Genomic DNA, 15643 nt, shown 5'->3' on the forward strand with positions numbered 1-15643 from the left:
ACTCCCTTACCGAACAGCTTCACTCGGCAGGTTTTCCACGATCTCCCCATCTGCATCCACGTACGGCAAACCATTGTGTTTGAACACATGGTCGAGACAATACATCTCCCCCTGCTTGTAGTCCAAAATCATCAGGTCTTCAGAACGGGTTGGAATTAATTCCTTCAACCGCTCTGGAAGATAGTCTGGTCCGACCGCTTGATGCCATTTCAAAACAATTTTTTCAGGACGCTCAGCTGTCGGATAAAAACCACAAATCTCTAATTTTCCAAAGTCGTGCGAAGTAAGGAGTACCCCTTTTTTCTCCAAGCCACCCAGATTGCGTTTGGACTCGGCCACATTCCGGAACGCCTCGTCCAGTGGAATGGCATACTGCTCGACTCCCCTGACTGGCATAAACACTGTCAAATAATACGAAATGATTCGATTATCGAGAAACTTCCGTTGCAAGTCGATCAAGGTTTCGACAGAATCGTTTACTCCGCGAATAATGGCAGGCTGTCCGCGAATCTGTACACCGACAGATAGCAGCGCTTGTGTTGCTTGGATCGAAACGTCGCTAATTTCCCCGGGATGGTTGAACTGGGAAATCACACTTACCTGCTTGCCGGGTGTCTGTCTAACTTGGTCAAAAAACGCAAGCAGCTCTCCATCAAGAAAACGAGCCGGATCATAGGCCAAAGCCTTGGTTGCAAAACGAACGAGTCGAATACTCTTTACACTTAAAAGAGTGCTAATCAGCTTGATTAAGTCAGAGCTTTTACGGAAGGAAGCTGGATCTCCGCCAGTAAAGAGGACATTATCGATGTACGGATGAGCTTCCAAATACTGCACTGCCCTTTCTGCTTTTTCCATAATATTGGTATATCCAATATCTTCATGGCGGATTTCGTTCACTTTATAGCAGAACTGGCAGTTGGCAATACAAAAGTCGTCGATGTGAAGCAACAATGTCTTTTTGTACTTGTGTTGCAGGAAAGCTGTTTCATCCTGACGGTACGACTTGTTGCCATACGGATCAAAGCGCCCTTTATAGGGTTTCTCTCCCGGTGGCGGAAGCACGATATTGATCATCTGGGTACGATAAGGCTCTGATTGACTCGCAATCAACTCGGCATAATAGCGAGTCACCTTAAATGGCATATAAGACTGCTCCAGTAATGCACCGCGTTCTTCCTTCTCTGCTTCTGTAAAGCCGACAATTGTTGCGAACTCCTCAAATCCTTTTTTTCCCATTAATACCTTAACACTCAATGTAATCCCTCCCGTTCATTCATAAACACTCGTCATCTTTGCTTTCTCGAATACTTGGTCAACCATGTGATTCGCTTGTTAACCAAACAGCAAATCCAGTTCTTTTTGTGTCAATTCCACATCTTCGAAATCCGATGGAGTAAATTCTGGGACGTCCTGTCGGCAGCAATGATCTATGAGCTGCTCTAATTCATGGAAAAACAACTCGAGTACCTTCTCCATGGTCTCCTCGCGATACTTTCGCAAGCTGTACGTAACAGAAACCTGGAGTTCTCCTTGACGAATGAGAGCAGCCACGTCAAGCAGTGCTGTCAAATGATTACCCACTCCGGCATCAACAGCCAAGTTTCCTCCCATGAGAACCAGATCATCACTCAGTTGATTATCAACGGTTCCCAGATAATTGAATCGAACATGGGATTTTTCCTCTGCCGTGAGCAGATGAGGCTTTAGCCAACCAAACCCAAGCCCCCCCATCGGAATCTGACGCAATTTCTCCTTAACTGCTTTTAGGTGATCAGTCCGATTGGATGGATTCGTTTCGAAAAGAACAGGATACATGCTGGTAAACCATCCTACTGTTCTGGTTACGTTCATCGTATGAATAGCAGACTCACGCCCATGCGACTCCATTACCAGCAAGAGACGCTCCCTTTCAAACACATCACACAATGTCCGGGTAAGTGCTGCAACCAATAGGTCTTGGGGACCTGTGTTGAACATTCGGTTGGCCGTTGTCAACAGTCGCGACGTTATCTCGGCTGAAAGTGTGCGTGTAGATGTAGCGCTGTATTCTACCAAGTCTTCGCCAAAATCGTAATCCGTAGGAAGTTTGTCTTCCGGGATGGAAAACATGTCCCAAAATGCTTTTTCTTTGATTGCCTGATCCGACTGGTAAAAGGCGGCGACTTCCTTTATCCAAGCTTGCATCGAATGTGTTTTATCCGGCAAGACGATCGGCTCATTCCGTTTAAGACTGGACAAGGCACTCATCAAATCTTCCAGGAGAATCCTCCAGGAGACACCGTCCACAACCAGATGATGGGCCGTCAGAAACAATCGCTGAGGTCGATCGGGACCTAATTCAAAGAGACAACCGGTAAACAGCAAAGATTCTTCCAGCTTGAAGCTCACAGCGCAAGCTCCCATCGCCTCAAGCATTTTACTCTCCTGTTCTTCCTGCGGTAAGGAAGCAAGGTCGACGCAAGACACTGACACTCGGCTGGTAAGGTGGCTCTCATTGTAAAAGAGCTTCCCCTCTTTTGCAGAGTAATTGAGTCGCAAACAATCGTGATGGTTAACCAGTGCAGATAGACTCGCTTCAAACTCCTCCAGCGTTACTTTTTCTTTGCTTTCAAGGAGCAACGACTGGTTCCAATGATCAGCATTGCGGAACTGTTGGGACAGAAACCAAGAAACGATGGGAGATGACGGCAACTCGCCAGTACACGGCTCTTGTGAGATCTGTTCCACTCCCCAGCTCCAGTCACTTCTCGCTTTTAGTTCTGTAATCGTGTCATAAATCAAGATGTCTCTCACCGGAATCTTGATTCCTCGCTGATGCAATCGATAGGAAACCTGAATCGCCTTGATCGAATCCCCCCCTAGTTGGGAAAACGGGTCATGTAGACCAAATGGTGAACGACCAAGCACGTCCTCGTACACTTCTACCAATAGCTTGTCAAACTCGTCACGAGGACTGGTTTCATCCTCCGCACCTTTTCGCTCCATGACCGGTTCGGGAAGCTGTTTCCGATCTACCTTGCCATTTGAGGTCAGCGGAAACTGTTCAAGCTGCACGATTTGCGACGGGATCATGTAGGCGGGCAATCGACTTGCCAGCTCTTCGCGGAGCTCTTTTTCCCGGAAAGATGCTTCCGTGATCAAATAAGCACAAAGGTACTTACGCCCCCACGTATCCATGCGATCGATCACCACTGCCTCACGCACAGAAGAATGACCAAGTAGCTGCTGTTCAATTTCACCCAATTCAATGCGGTAACCATGAATCTTCACCTGATAGTCAGCCCGTCCCAGATACTCCATGACTCCATTTGGTCGATAGCGGACCAGATCGCCCGTCTTGTACATCACTTTTCCTGGCGAAAACGGATCGGGTAGGAAACGCTCTTGCGTCAATTCCTCGCGGTTAAGATACCCCCGTGCCACACTATCTCCCGAGATGAAAAGCTCTCCTGTCGATCCGATCGGAATTGGCTTCCCATATGAATCCAAAATGTAGAGCTGCACGTTACTGATCGGATGTCCTATCGGTACAGATCCCTCGACATCGATCTCTGGATCGTATTGATAGATCATGCACCCGACTACTGTCTCGGTAGGGCCATACTCATTGAGAATTTCGATTTGTCCGTTCCATTTCGCATGAATCGCCTCAGCCAGACTCACCTTCAAGTCCTCACCGCCCACAATCACTCTCTTTACTGTAGTAGAAGGCAAAGCGATTTCTTGCAGCAAAAACAGATGGGCAGGTGTCAGCTTTACGACATGGGAGCGTCCATCGCTAAAGATGCGCGATAACACAAACTCTGAATCAGAGTTCGGATAGATAACCATCCGATTTCCCTTTACCAACGGGCAAAAAATGGACGTAATCGTCAAATCAAATGCCAGTGAGGAATAAAAAGCAAACGCTTCTTCAGGACAGGAGAGATAACGGTCTTTTGCCCACGAAATATAGTTGACTAACCCTCGATGAGAAACCATGACCCCCTTCGGATTTCCGGTAGAGCCTGAGGTATAAATAACATAGGCCAAATCCTCTGGCTGATTAACCGATTCCAGGATTGCCCCATCATTTAGATACAGGGACGAATCACCGAGCTCCAGGATTACTTTGGACCACGAAATAACCTCTGTTCGCGAGGTGTGTCGAAGCAACAGGTCCGCTCCAGAATCAGATAGCAGATATTCGATGCGCTGAGAAGGGAGTTGAGGGTCAATCGGAAGGTAAGCCCCGCCTGCTTTTAGCACGGCCAACAGCCCGATGATCATCTCTGGCGAATGATCTGCTAGAAGCGCAACAATAACGCCAGGGCCAACTCCTCGGTTACGCAACGACTGAGCGAGTCGATTTACTTGATCATGCAGTTCCTGGAATGTCAGCATGCGCCCCTCTGACTCCAATGCAACTCCCTGTGGCGAGCGTTTAACTTGCTCTTCAAACAACTGGACAACCGTCTTCTCGCTGGAATAGGAAGCAGCTGTATCGTTCCACGTTTTGAGCTGTAGTGCCAACTCTTCGTCAGCAAGGAAGTTCAGATTGGACAGTGGTACTTCTGGATTCGCGATCATTTGATTGAGCAGCCTTACGAGATGATCCGCTATTCGATCAACATCATTTTCCGTGTACTCGGCGATCTTATAATCCATTTCCAGCGTCAATCGTTCATCTGTAGCCCATTCCCTGATAATTACTTGGAGCGAATACAACTGGTGACCGTTGTAAAACTCCTCATTCGTCACGGAATACCCACCAATGGTGAAGGGCAGCTGCGTGCTGTAATAATTTACACAAATCTGAAACAGGCTGTCATAGCCATGTTTCTTCAATTCCAATTCTTGAGCCAGCAAATCGTACGGATATTTCTGATGAAAAAAACAGGAAGTCAATTCCCTGTTGACATGTTTAACATAATCGAAGGCATCCATTTCCATCGGAACTGCCAGACGAAATGGCATAGTGCTGGTGAACATCCCGAATATTTTGCGCTCCACTTTGCCTGAGCGATTTAACAGCGGCGTACCAATCACGATCTCTTCTTGCCTCGTACAACGCTGAAGGTAAAGACTGACGAGAGCCACAAACAAGGAATTTAGCGAGCATTTCATCTGGTCTGAAAATTGGCGTATTCTTGTCGAATCTTCACGGTTGAATGCATAGACTTTACGCTTGCCCTCGGTCGTATCTGTTGCCTTTGCTAATGTCGTGATCACAGGCAAGCTCTGAAACTTGTCCCGCCAATATCGCTTGTCCTTTTCAAATCTCTCAGACTGAGAATAGGCATGCTCCCTGTCGACAAAAGCTTGATAAGCGTGTTCATCTCCTACATGAACGGAACCGCCTGCTAACAACGTGTCATAATAGTGAGCAATTTGTTCTGTCATAATGGAGATGGACCAACCATCAGCAATCAAATGGTGAAACTTTACAAAATATCCCGCTTCTTCGTCACTCAGTTGAATCAGACAAAAGTAGAATAGAGGCTCCTGTCCGATCGAAAATGGTTTTGCAAACAAAGCTTGCAGGAATTGTCTGCACCGATCAGGGGCATTCGGTTCTTGTCTGAAATCAAATACCTGCAATGGCTGCGGTTCGTACTCTCCAACAAACTGAAGGACTGTCTCTTCTTCCTGATAGTTGAGCCGCAAAGCATCGTTCTTTTGAATGAACAGGTGAATGGCCGCTTCAAGTACATCCAGTTTCACTTTTCCTTGAACCCGCACCATCCCCCCTAACGTATGGACAGGAAGCTGTGGATGTAATTTTTCCGTATACCAGATACGCTTTTGTGGATGACTTAAAGGATATCCGCCATTCCATTGCTTCTTATCCTGATGCAATGCATTTCCCCCCTTTCGGAATTGTGCAGATGTAATCACAATTCGGATATGGCAAAAAATCTAATTGATTACAAATACTTCCATCCCAACTATATCGATGACTCTTCTATAGTGTCAAATGAATTTTCCATTAAATGTTATTTCAGAAAATTAGATGAATTCCATCTCTTTTTTCCTTTTTCTAGCGCTGCATAGAATGGAAAAAATTTTGTGCACACTATTGATTTTGGCTGTCTTTTCACGTAGGATAAAATGTAATATATTGGCAAAAACACCCCCTGGAAGGATGAATGTGATTAGATGTCTGTGACACTTCGTGAAGTAACCCTGGAAAACTGGGAAGAGTGTATTGAACTGGAACCTACTCCTGAACAGAGTGAGTTTGTTGCCCCGAACCTCTACTCCATAGCCGAAGCAAAGTTTCAAACTACATTTGTCCCTTTGGCCATATACCATGAGGATACGATGGTTGGCTTTGTCATGTATGGGCTTGACCCCGACGATGGAAACTACTGGATTTACAGACTCTTAGTTGATGCCAACTATCAACGCCAAGGCTACGGACGTGCTGCGATTTCGCAAGTCATTGATATACTGAAAGCAAAAGACGATTGTCAAAAAATTGTCATTGGTTATGCTCCAGCCAATATCGCAGCCGAAAACCTTTACGCTTCACTCGGATTTCAAAAAAATGGCATGGTTCTGTTTGGCGAGACGATTGCAGAATTGAACTTTTAAGCTAGCTATTTTCGTTCCCCGAAAATGAAACAGCGGCGACCTAAGACCTAAAAATCAAGTCTTAGACTCGCCGCTGTTTGAATTGTTTTTTCGTATATGAAAAAAGCACACCTTCCATGTGTCTGTAAACACCATGGTTAGTGTGCATTCGTTTTAAATATGGTGCCGGTGAAGGGACTTGAACCCCCACGGTTTCCCTCACGATTTTGAGTCGCGCGCGTCTGCCATTCCGCCACACCGGCATGTAAAACTATGAAAAAATAACACATCATCAATAGAAAATTAATGGTGGGGAGAGACGGATTCGAACCGCCGAACCCGGAGGGAGCAGATTTACAGTCTGCCGTGTTTAGCCACTTCACTATCTCCCCACAATATGTGCTGTCTTTCTTCTGCGTTTACTTTCTTCAACCAGAAGCGACATTTATTAATTTACCATGAACTTTGTTTGACGTCAATATATTTATTTGGATTGACTCTCTTTTTTCGCCAAAATCTCCTGTGCCCACTCGTGGAAGACGCGCAGTGCCTCGTCTACTTCTTGAAATATTGCTTCTTCCTCACAGGAGTATTCCGGGAAGTCAAGTATGCGGTTTTTACGAATCTTCACTTGCTCTTCTTCGCATTTTATCTCCAAGAAGTAGGGAACGGCTTCATCTATCCCATAGTTGTTTTCTAAAAACTCGTAGGTACGTACCCACTCCAGAATTCGAACTTCCGATGCCTTTAAACGAAGCACCTGTTCCAAGGACATAATAGTTTCATTCCCGTAGTAATACATGTTATTCAGCCCTTCTGCATGAAAATGGACGGAGCCGTGACTCCGCCCTGTTATTGATGTGATAGATTAGATCGAGGAAAGTAGCTCTCTCAGTTCTTTGACAATCACTTGCTGGTAGCCAGTACCTTCTCCATATTGCTCGAGCATTTCGGCACGTGCCACTTTGATCTTGTCTTCATAATCTGGGGCGTTTCGATCCGGGTTTTGCTGTTTAAACGCCGTCATGACAGCTTGGACATGCTTCGGTCTCGGTCCCCATTTTGCCAGAACATGCCCGCCTGTGTCCGCAAAAATAACAACAGGGATCGCCCGACCGCCCATCGTGAGAAACTCATCCATGAGATCGAGGTGTTCTTCCATCACCATAATTTCCACGGGCATGTCTGTTTCTTTCAAAGCATGCAAGACGACTGGCAAGTTGCGAACGACGTCGCCACACCAGTCCGCAGCCAAAATCAAGCATCTGAGGTCATCACGATGCTGGAGCGAAGCAAAAAACGCACGGTCTTGTTCATCCGTCCATGAAAATGCATCCGACCAATTTTGGTATGTATCCTGATTCTTTGTCATGCTTTCCACAAACGCCTGTGGCTTGAGCCCCGTACGGAATTTATGTGCTACGTTTGCCCCCATCTTTTCTCCTCCTTTTGTATCGCTCGCCTATTCTTGGTTTTTATTTGCTGCTTCGTTTGCTTCCTTCTCTTGATTAGCCAGCTCCATCATTTTTTGCAACAAGATATGCTGTGGCATGTGCATGAGACGCTCCAAAGGTACCTGAAGAGCTTCCGACAGCTTGACAGCCGTCTCTGGTGATATTTGTAATGGACGCATGTCATTTTTGCCCCTTTCCCTTGCTTTTATCAGTCCCTTCAGTATAATACACAGCCGTTAAACCTGCCAGCATACAAGTCTGGTACTCTGAAGCCTTTAAATAACAAGCTAACATCATTGATTAAAATGACATTAGCTTGCTAGGCAGCAGATGAAATTAGGAGTTTACGAATCCCACTAGATGAAAAAGTCGTTTATTTGGTCTGCATTCTTGCCTATTTGCCAAATAAGCATCCCCAGTATCACGTATTTGAATAAGACCAGCCTTTTCCTGGCTCGAATTTTGGGGGCAGAGAAAGCCCAATCTTTTCTTGGTTATCAGTCACATGGCTGTCATCCCCACCAGTTACACATCGTCATCAAGTACTTTGTGACATGTTGGCTCTACTGAACCACTTTTGACCCATTTACTCACCTCTCAACTCCTCATAAAAAATGAAAAAAGAGCCACACGAAGGGACTCTCTCTCATAAACCCAATATTCCGCACATGGAAAAGGACGAGCTATGGCTTTTGCTTAGTGAGGATGCATGGTACACCTAAGCCGATCGCGCCGGGCTGGGACATCTGTTCCAGATATGCCAACCCTCGTGCACATTGCTGCTTGCATACTTGACATGTATGGGACGTTACGATTTTCAACTGTACTTGATTGGGGTGCTGTCGCGAATTCTTCTTTTTGATCTTTTTGCCCTTGGCCATCCGTTTTCCTCCCTTTGCCCTAGATCACTCCAGTCTATGAAGGAGAACACCCCCGCTCTTTAGGCAAACATACAAAATCAAGATATTCACTTGCAAAATGGGCCTTGTCATACGTGTCTACAAATAGAAAAAGTCGCCGGAGAATTCTCTCCAAGCGACTTATGAGCCTTCCCTATGGCTTTGGACTTAGCAACTGGCGCAGTTCTAGCTCCAGTGTAGGAGCATCAACCATTCCGATTATCTTCTTTCGTACGATTCCATCTGTGTCAATCAAGTAAGTAGTTGGAAATGCCATCACCTTGTAACGGTTCGACACAGTACCAGCTACGTCCATTGGTATCGGAAATGTCAGCTTGTAGGTAGTGACAAAGGCCATAGCTGTTTCCGGGCTGTCATTGCTCGTGACGTTCACGCCATAGAGATCAACCTGTCCACCATATTTTTCGTAGACTTTTTGTAAATCTGGCGCCTCCAGCTTGCATGGTCCACACCAGGAAGCCCAAAAGTTCAAGACTACTGGTTTTGCCCTTTTTCCTTCTACCTTGTACGTCTGCTGGTCTAGTCCTGTCAGTGTAAAATGAGGAGCCGCAAAGCCAACTTCCGGTTTTTGAACCTCTGCTACGATTGCGGCCGTTTCTTGAGGCTTTTCCCAAACAGCAAGTCCGACCCCCAATAATACGAGCACCGCGAGCAACAGCTTTTTCATTTTGTCACCTCTGCCCTACTGAGTTAGAATCCCGTAAAGCCTCCGTACATTTGAATAAGAACGCGTGTAATATCCGTCAGTTTATCTGTATACAGAAGAATACCAAACAAAATCATAATGGCTCCTCCGATTTTCATAAACAGGTCGGAATACTTCACAATCGCGTTCACCTTACTGATGAAGAACGTCATGACAAAAAATGGAATGGCGAATCCGAGCGTATACGCCAATGTGTAGGCCAAGGCGCTTGCAGGATTGGAAACACCCATGACGATAATGCCAGAAAGAATAGGTCCCACACAAGGTGTCCATCCAGCTGCATACGTCATTCCCACCAGTATGGACCCAGTATACCCCAATGGCCTCGATTTTAAATCGATTTTAAAAGAACGCATCATCCAATCCATTTTAAACACGCCAAGCATAACCAAACCAATGATAGCAAGCAAAATACCGCCCAGTTGACGAATCAAGTCCTGTTGGTCAGTGAACAAGCTTCCGATCCAAGATGTAGACAGCCCGAGCGCAACGAAAATGATCGAAAACCCGACTATGAAGAAAAAGGTATGCAAGAAGGCTTGCTTGCGAAAAACAGCTCTCCCTTTCTTCACTTCATCAACCGTAACCCCAGTTATGTAAGACAAAAAGGACGGATAAAGCGGCAGGCAGCAAGGGGAAATAAAAGAGAGAAAACCTGCTGCAAAAGCCAAAAACACAGTAATATCGCCAGTCATATGTACCTCCGGTGGGTATTTTATCCACTATCTTCTCATTGTATCGAATCTTTTCCCCCTTCAAAAGTAGCAATGACACTTTGTCTTAAAACCGTGACAATTTACTTTACATAATATTCATTATGTCTTAAAACTCAGCACAAAACGTAACAATTGGATGGATAGATCTGGTCCACTTTAGAAAATAGATCAGACTTGTGACAAATGTGACATGTATCTTTCTCGGAAGACATGTAGATGATGAGCAGCATGCCCAAGGATAAAATAGACGAGTGCAGTTGCAGTTGTCTTGTCCTGAATAATCACGCCCGAACGACTCAACTCTTCTTCTGTAAGCCCTTTTACCAGTGCTCGAGTAGAAGAGCGCACAGTCCGATACTCCTCGAGTAGATCGACAAGCGGTCGTCGGTCAAAATTCGTAAGACTGACGTACATGTCCTGATGCCTAGGCAAGGGTGTCTTATCTCCGCGGGAAGCACACAGCAAGCGATAGCCCATGATTCGCTCTGTATCCATAATATGGCCGAGAACTTCCTTTCCACTCCATTTATCTTCCTGATAACGGAACATGCTCTGTTCCTCCCCGCATGATCGAAAGCATGCAAGTATTTCTTCCTCCTGAGCGCAAAGCAACTCATTCAGATTCCCTTCAGGTGCGATTTTGATATAGGTTTCAAACTGCGCAGGATAATCACCAGACTGTGGTTTGCGGAAGTACAAAGGAATACACCCCCTTTTGTAATAGTGAGACGAATACTTCCATTGTACACAAAAAAGAGGCGGATGTACTCCGCCCCTTCTCTGCTATTCTTTTTTACTGAATAGTGACTTTGCCGCCATCTTGAAGCAGTGTTTGCCCTTTTACCACGATCTTATCGCCGGCAGACAAGCCTTTCAAAATTTCGATCGTATCACTAGAGGATTTCCCTGTAGTGACCTCGACTTGTTTTGCAATGTCACCTTCCAGCTTAAATACATACTGTTTACCATCGCGATCAAAGACCGCACCGCGCGTTACCACGATCGATTTTGCTCCACTTTCCCCAACCGTTGGGAAGGTTACATTCACTACCATATCGGACTTCAGCTCATTGGATGGGTTTGGAATCGTAATCTCCACTGGATATGCCTTGAGCTGCGTATCCATTACAGGACTCATCGCCGTTACTTTGGCATCAATCGTTTTTCCTGTCGATTGTACGTTTACTTTTACGGTAGTTCCTACTTTTATTTTTGTGATGTCTGCTTCTGACAGATTCGCTTTTACCAGAAGTGGATTCGTGTTAACGACAACTACAACCGGCTGTTGACCTGCCATTTGACCAACTGCGCCGCTTACGCTGGAAATATATCCATTGATCGGAGACGTCACAGTCGCATTCGCTAATTGCTCACGAGCATTTTGCAGACTTACTTGCGCTTGCTGTACAGAGGCTTCGGAAACTTGCACACTTGTTTTTTGTCCCGCAGATTGCACTCCCTGCTGCGCGTTATCATAAGAGGTCTGTGCCGTTGTCAGTTGAGAATTTGCCTGCTCCATCTGCTGAGCGGAAATCGCTCCTTGTGAAAAGAGCTGTTGCATCCGCTGCTGGTTTACTTTCGCATCCTGAAGTGCGGTTTCTGCCTGCTTCAGGCTATTTTTCGCTTGAACCAAGCCTTGATCAGAGCTGCTGCCTGCTTGGTTTAAGCTCGCTTTTGATACGTTGTAGGCTGCTTCTGCTTGTTTGACACTGTTCACCAGATCTTTTTCATCGAGCTTGAACAATACTTGACCTTTTGTCACGTATTGGCCCAGTTTCACTGGCAGGGAAGAAATTTTCCCACCCATTTTCGGGGAGACTTGCACTTCCTCACTCGGTGCCAGCTTTGCCGTGAGACCAGAATCGGATACCACTGTTCCCGTTGCAACAGTTTCAATCTGTACAGGGGTTGACGCTTCCACTGTTTCCGTAGGCGGCGTTTCCGCTTGCGGGCTGGAGCACCCTGCCACTAGCGAGATGGCCAGTAGTGCCAAAATGACGGGTTTTTTATTTAGTTTCATGTATGTCCCTCCTCTTCCCACAAACGTCTTACGATTCCAAAGCGGGATTGATTGTCTTTTGTTTCTTAGCAAGTTTCTTTTCGAGTTTCAACTTTTTCTTCAAGCGTCTCTTTTTCCCTAAATCATCAAACCAGGAAGCAACGACAGGAACCAGAACCAGTGTAATCAGTGTAGAGAATCCGAGACCGAAAATAACCGTCACGGCCATTGGTGCATTCGTCTCAGATCCGGCACCGCCAGAGAATGCGAGCGGTCCAATCGCCAGAATGGTGGTGAGTGTCGTCATCAAAATCGGACGAAGACGAATCGGTCCAGCATGCAGGATCGCATCATACAGCTCCATACCTTTTGCGCGCAGTTGGTTCACGTAGTCGATCAATACAATCGCGTTGTTCACGACCAGACCGATCAACAAAATGTACCCGATCAAAACCCCAACGCTGATCGTTGTGCCTGTCGCCAATAGTCCAAGCAGAACGCCTGTAACGGTCGGTGGCACTGAGAACATGATGATAAATGGGGTGTAGAGCGATTCAAACTGCGCTGCCATTACCATATAGAGAAGCACAACTGACAGCACAATCGCGAGAGCAAGGCTAGTGAATGATTCCATCATTTCTTCACTTTGCCCGCCAAAATCGACTGTGTAGCCGTCCGGGAGATTCAGTTTCGAGATTTTCTCTTGCACTTCCCGTGTGACAGAGCTCAGGTCACGCCCTGCCAAATCACTCGTTACTTGAACTTCACGGCTGGAGTTGGCACGGTTAATCGAAACCGGCACGTCTACTTTACTGATAGTCGCAACTGAGGTCAGCGCGATCTGTGCTCCACCTGGAGCGGAAATACGCATATTGTTCAAGAAGTTTATATCTTCCTGAAACTCTTTCGGCAGCTTGAGGTTGACGTCAATCTCGTCATCACCTGTACGATAATACGTTACCGTTTGACCTTGGAAGGAAGTGCGAACACTGGAGAGAATTTGTCCAGTCGTCAAGCCGTACAAGCTCGCTTTCCCAGCATCGATCTTCACTTCCAGCTCTTGTCTTGATTCTTCCAAGCTGGTTGTTACGTTACTCGTACCAGCTACCTTCTCAATTTCACCTTTAATGATACCACTAATGTCTTTCAATACGGCCAGATCATCCCCGCTAACCTTTAGTTGGATTGGGGAACCTGTAGTCATACCAGATGGTGCGCTTACCTTGATTTCAGGTCCAGCAATATCTTTCAGCTTTTCCTGGAGATCCATTACAACTTCATTGGAGGAACGTGTGCGCTGGTCGAGATCTACCAGCATCAGGCTGATCGTTCCCTGATTGGATGACAAGGTGCTCGCTATCGGTGATGCATTGCTACCAACCGAAGTCGCAACAATTTTCTTCTCCGGAACCGTGTTGACAATTTCTTCTACTTGTCGGGTAACTTTTTCAGTTTCAGCCAGAACGGTACCATTTGGCATTTTGATGGAGACATTTACTTGACCTTGGTCCATGGCCGGGATAAACTCTGCCCCGATCAATGGAGTTAATGCGAGAGAGCCCACCATCATAACCACCGAAGAAATCATGACCGTTTTACGATGGCCCAATGACCATTTTAACAATCTTTGGTAGCCTTTTTCTACTTTGCTAAATCCAATGTTAAACCACGTAACAGGATTGATTCCACGATAGTTCTCATGATGTGTATGCGACGGAATTTTGTTCAAAATTCTCGAACTCAGCATCGGCACGAGCAAAATAGAGAATACAAGCGCCGCAATATGTGAGTAAACAACCGTCAATGCAAGTGGTCCAAACAACTCAGAGGCAATACCTTCTGTGAGGGCAATCGGCAAGAATACGCAAATTTGCGCCAAAGCCGAAGCCATAACTGCCGTTCCTACTTCTTTGGAACCATCCAAGGCGGCTTCCATCATGCCTTTTCCCTGTTCTCGATGGCGGAAAACATTCTCGAGCATAACAACTGCAAAGTCAATCAATGATCCTAATCCCAATGTCAAACCGGAGAGGGAAATCAGGTTGATCGTCTGTCCAGTCATGTACATCAGCAAGAACGTAGCAACGATCGATACTGGAAGAACGATGACCGCAATGACCATGGATCGCAAGCTGCCCAAGAAGAAGAACAGCAAGATCATACCGATACCGCCACCCAACAGGGCATGTTCAGCGGTGGTGTAAACGGAATCCTTAATGTAGATGGATGTATCCAGAGTCGTAATGATTTCTACGCCTTCTGGCAGCTCGCTTTTGATTTTCTCCAGCTCAGCTTTTACGTCATCTGCTACCTCAATGGTATTTCCGCCTGAAGCTTTTGTCACTTTAATCCCCAAGCTAGGTGTTCCATTTACGTAACTCATTTGCGTTACATCTTGATGCGTGTCTTTTACTTCGGCAATATCGCTGAGCCTGATGGAGTTTCCACCGACAGAGATTGGTGTCAGCGCGATTTGTTCGACATCAGCAAACTCACCTTGTACACGGATGTTGAGCTTGGCGTCACCCTCGCGTACCGCTCCACCGGAACCTGACATGTTGCTGGTTTGGAGGGCTTGCTGAACTTGGTCAAGTGACAGTCCGTACGCCGCTAGTTTGGCTGGGTCGACTGTAACATCGATGATCCGGCTTTGTCCGCCGCTGATGGAAGCAGATGCGACACCATCAATACGCTCCAGGCGTGATTGGATCATATCCTCTGCCATCTTTTTCAATTTGTTGATATCTTGCTCACCCGTCACTGCAAACTCAATGATCGGTGTACTGTTCGGGTCAATGCGCAGTACGCGTGGCGCTCTAGCTGAGTCAGGCAAAGAGCCACGAACCTGATCTACCTTCTCCCGCATGTCGAGAGTCGCCTGATCAAGGTCTGTCCCCCAGTTAAACATGAGGATAACCTGCGAAGCGCCTTCCATCGATACCGATTGTATACTATCTAAATCGGATACCGTTGCAAGTGCGTCTTCGATCGGCTTCGTTACCAGTTTTTCTACCTCACTCGGAGATCCGCCGTCAACGGATGTAACCACGACAGCAACCGGGAAGTTAAGATCCGGCATGAGATCAATCGACAAGCGAGGCAGTGAAACGAAACCAAAAATCATCATGGCCAGAGTCAACATAATCATGGTGACCGGGCGTTTAATCGATAGTTCAGAAAGATTCAATCCACTCACCTCTTCTTTATATATCTGCTAATTCTTTGTGAGTAATAGTTCGCATGACGAAATGAATAAGGTGAACCTCGTAGTAGCATTTCGTTTAACGAAATAT

Annotated in this window: 12 protein-coding genes and 2 tRNA genes; 1 reads left to right on the forward strand and 13 read right to left on the reverse strand. The window is 46.2% G+C overall.

From position 1 onward, the window contains the following. Nucleotides 1-6: 6 nt before the first annotated feature. A complete protein-coding gene (locus HPY27_RS00645) occupies nucleotides 7-1254 on the reverse strand; it encodes a lysine 2,3-aminomutase (protein ID WP_017249074.1) in 1248 nt (415 codons plus the stop codon). A gap of 78 nt (nucleotides 1255-1332) precedes the next feature. Beyond that, nucleotides 1333-5838, reverse strand: coding sequence for an edeine non-ribosomal peptide synthetase EdeP (gene edeP / locus HPY27_RS00650; RefSeq protein ID WP_174224151.1), 4506 nt, complete (start codon nucleotides 5836-5838; stop codon nucleotides 1333-1335). Nucleotides 5839-6138: 300 nt separating this feature from the next. Between edeP and edeQ the strand changes: the two genes are divergently transcribed. Beyond that, on the forward strand, nucleotides 6139-6576 hold the full coding sequence (gene edeQ, locus HPY27_RS00655; RefSeq protein WP_017249076.1) for an edeine self-resistance N-acetyltransferase EdeQ: 438 nt from the start codon (nucleotides 6139-6141) through the stop codon (nucleotides 6574-6576). A 160-nt stretch (nucleotides 6577-6736) separates the two neighbouring features. Here edeQ and HPY27_RS00660 read toward each other — a convergent pair. The 11 genes from HPY27_RS00660 to HPY27_RS00710 all read right to left on the reverse strand — a co-directional run bounded on the left by HPY27_RS00660 (nucleotide 6737) and on the right by HPY27_RS00710 (nucleotide 15537). Continuing rightward, nucleotides 6737-6818 (reverse strand) — tRNA-Leu (locus tag HPY27_RS00660). A 44-nt stretch (nucleotides 6819-6862) separates the two neighbouring features. Then, nucleotides 6863-6947: transfer RNA gene (locus HPY27_RS00665), tRNA-Tyr, on the reverse strand. Nucleotides 6948-7039: 92 nt separating this feature from the next. Next, nucleotides 7040-7357, reverse strand: a complete 318-nt coding sequence (locus HPY27_RS00670) for a hypothetical protein (RefSeq protein ID WP_017249077.1) — start codon at nucleotides 7355-7357, stop codon at nucleotides 7040-7042. Between the two features lie 66 nt (nucleotides 7358-7423). Next, nucleotides 7424-7990, reverse strand: a complete 567-nt coding sequence (locus tag HPY27_RS00675; RefSeq protein WP_017249078.1) for a thioredoxin family protein — start codon at nucleotides 7988-7990, stop codon at nucleotides 7424-7426. Between the two features lie 27 nt (nucleotides 7991-8017). Next, nucleotides 8018-8188 carry a YycC family protein gene (locus HPY27_RS00680; RefSeq protein WP_017249079.1) on the reverse strand — a complete coding sequence of 57 codons (171 nt, stop codon included), beginning with the start codon at nucleotides 8186-8188 and terminating at the stop codon, nucleotides 8018-8020. Between the two features lie 504 nt (nucleotides 8189-8692). Further along, on the reverse strand, nucleotides 8693-8890 hold the full coding sequence (locus HPY27_RS00685) for a hypothetical protein (RefSeq protein ID WP_069844792.1): 198 nt from the start codon (nucleotides 8888-8890) through the stop codon (nucleotides 8693-8695). 172 nt (nucleotides 8891-9062) lie between these two features. Beyond that, complete coding sequence (locus HPY27_RS00690) at nucleotides 9063-9596, reverse strand: TlpA family protein disulfide reductase (RefSeq protein ID WP_017249081.1); 534 nt, start codon at nucleotides 9594-9596, stop codon at nucleotides 9063-9065. Nucleotides 9597-9619: 23 nt separating this feature from the next. Next, complete coding sequence (locus tag HPY27_RS00695; protein ID WP_017249082.1) at nucleotides 9620-10330, reverse strand: cytochrome c biogenesis CcdA family protein; 711 nt, start codon at nucleotides 10328-10330, stop codon at nucleotides 9620-9622. Nucleotides 10331-10519: 189 nt separating this feature from the next. Further along, nucleotides 10520-11050 (reverse strand): DinB family protein, encoded by a 531-nt coding sequence (locus tag HPY27_RS00700; protein ID WP_174224152.1) that lies wholly within the window; start codon nucleotides 11048-11050, stop codon nucleotides 10520-10522. 94 nt (nucleotides 11051-11144) lie between these two features. Next, the gene (locus HPY27_RS00705; RefSeq protein WP_017249084.1) at nucleotides 11145-12371 is read right to left on the reverse strand and encodes an efflux RND transporter periplasmic adaptor subunit; all 1227 of its coding nucleotides are present in this window, start codon (nucleotides 12369-12371) and stop codon (nucleotides 11145-11147) included. 28 nt (nucleotides 12372-12399) lie between these two features. Beyond that, nucleotides 12400-15537, reverse strand: coding sequence for an efflux RND transporter permease subunit (locus HPY27_RS00710; RefSeq protein WP_173623581.1), 3138 nt, complete (start codon nucleotides 15535-15537; stop codon nucleotides 12400-12402). Nucleotides 15538-15643: the final 106 nt, after the last annotated feature.

The organism is Brevibacillus sp. HB1.1 (genome assembly GCF_013332445.1).
GTDB lineage: Bacteria > Bacillota > Bacilli > Brevibacillales > Brevibacillaceae > Brevibacillus > Brevibacillus porteri.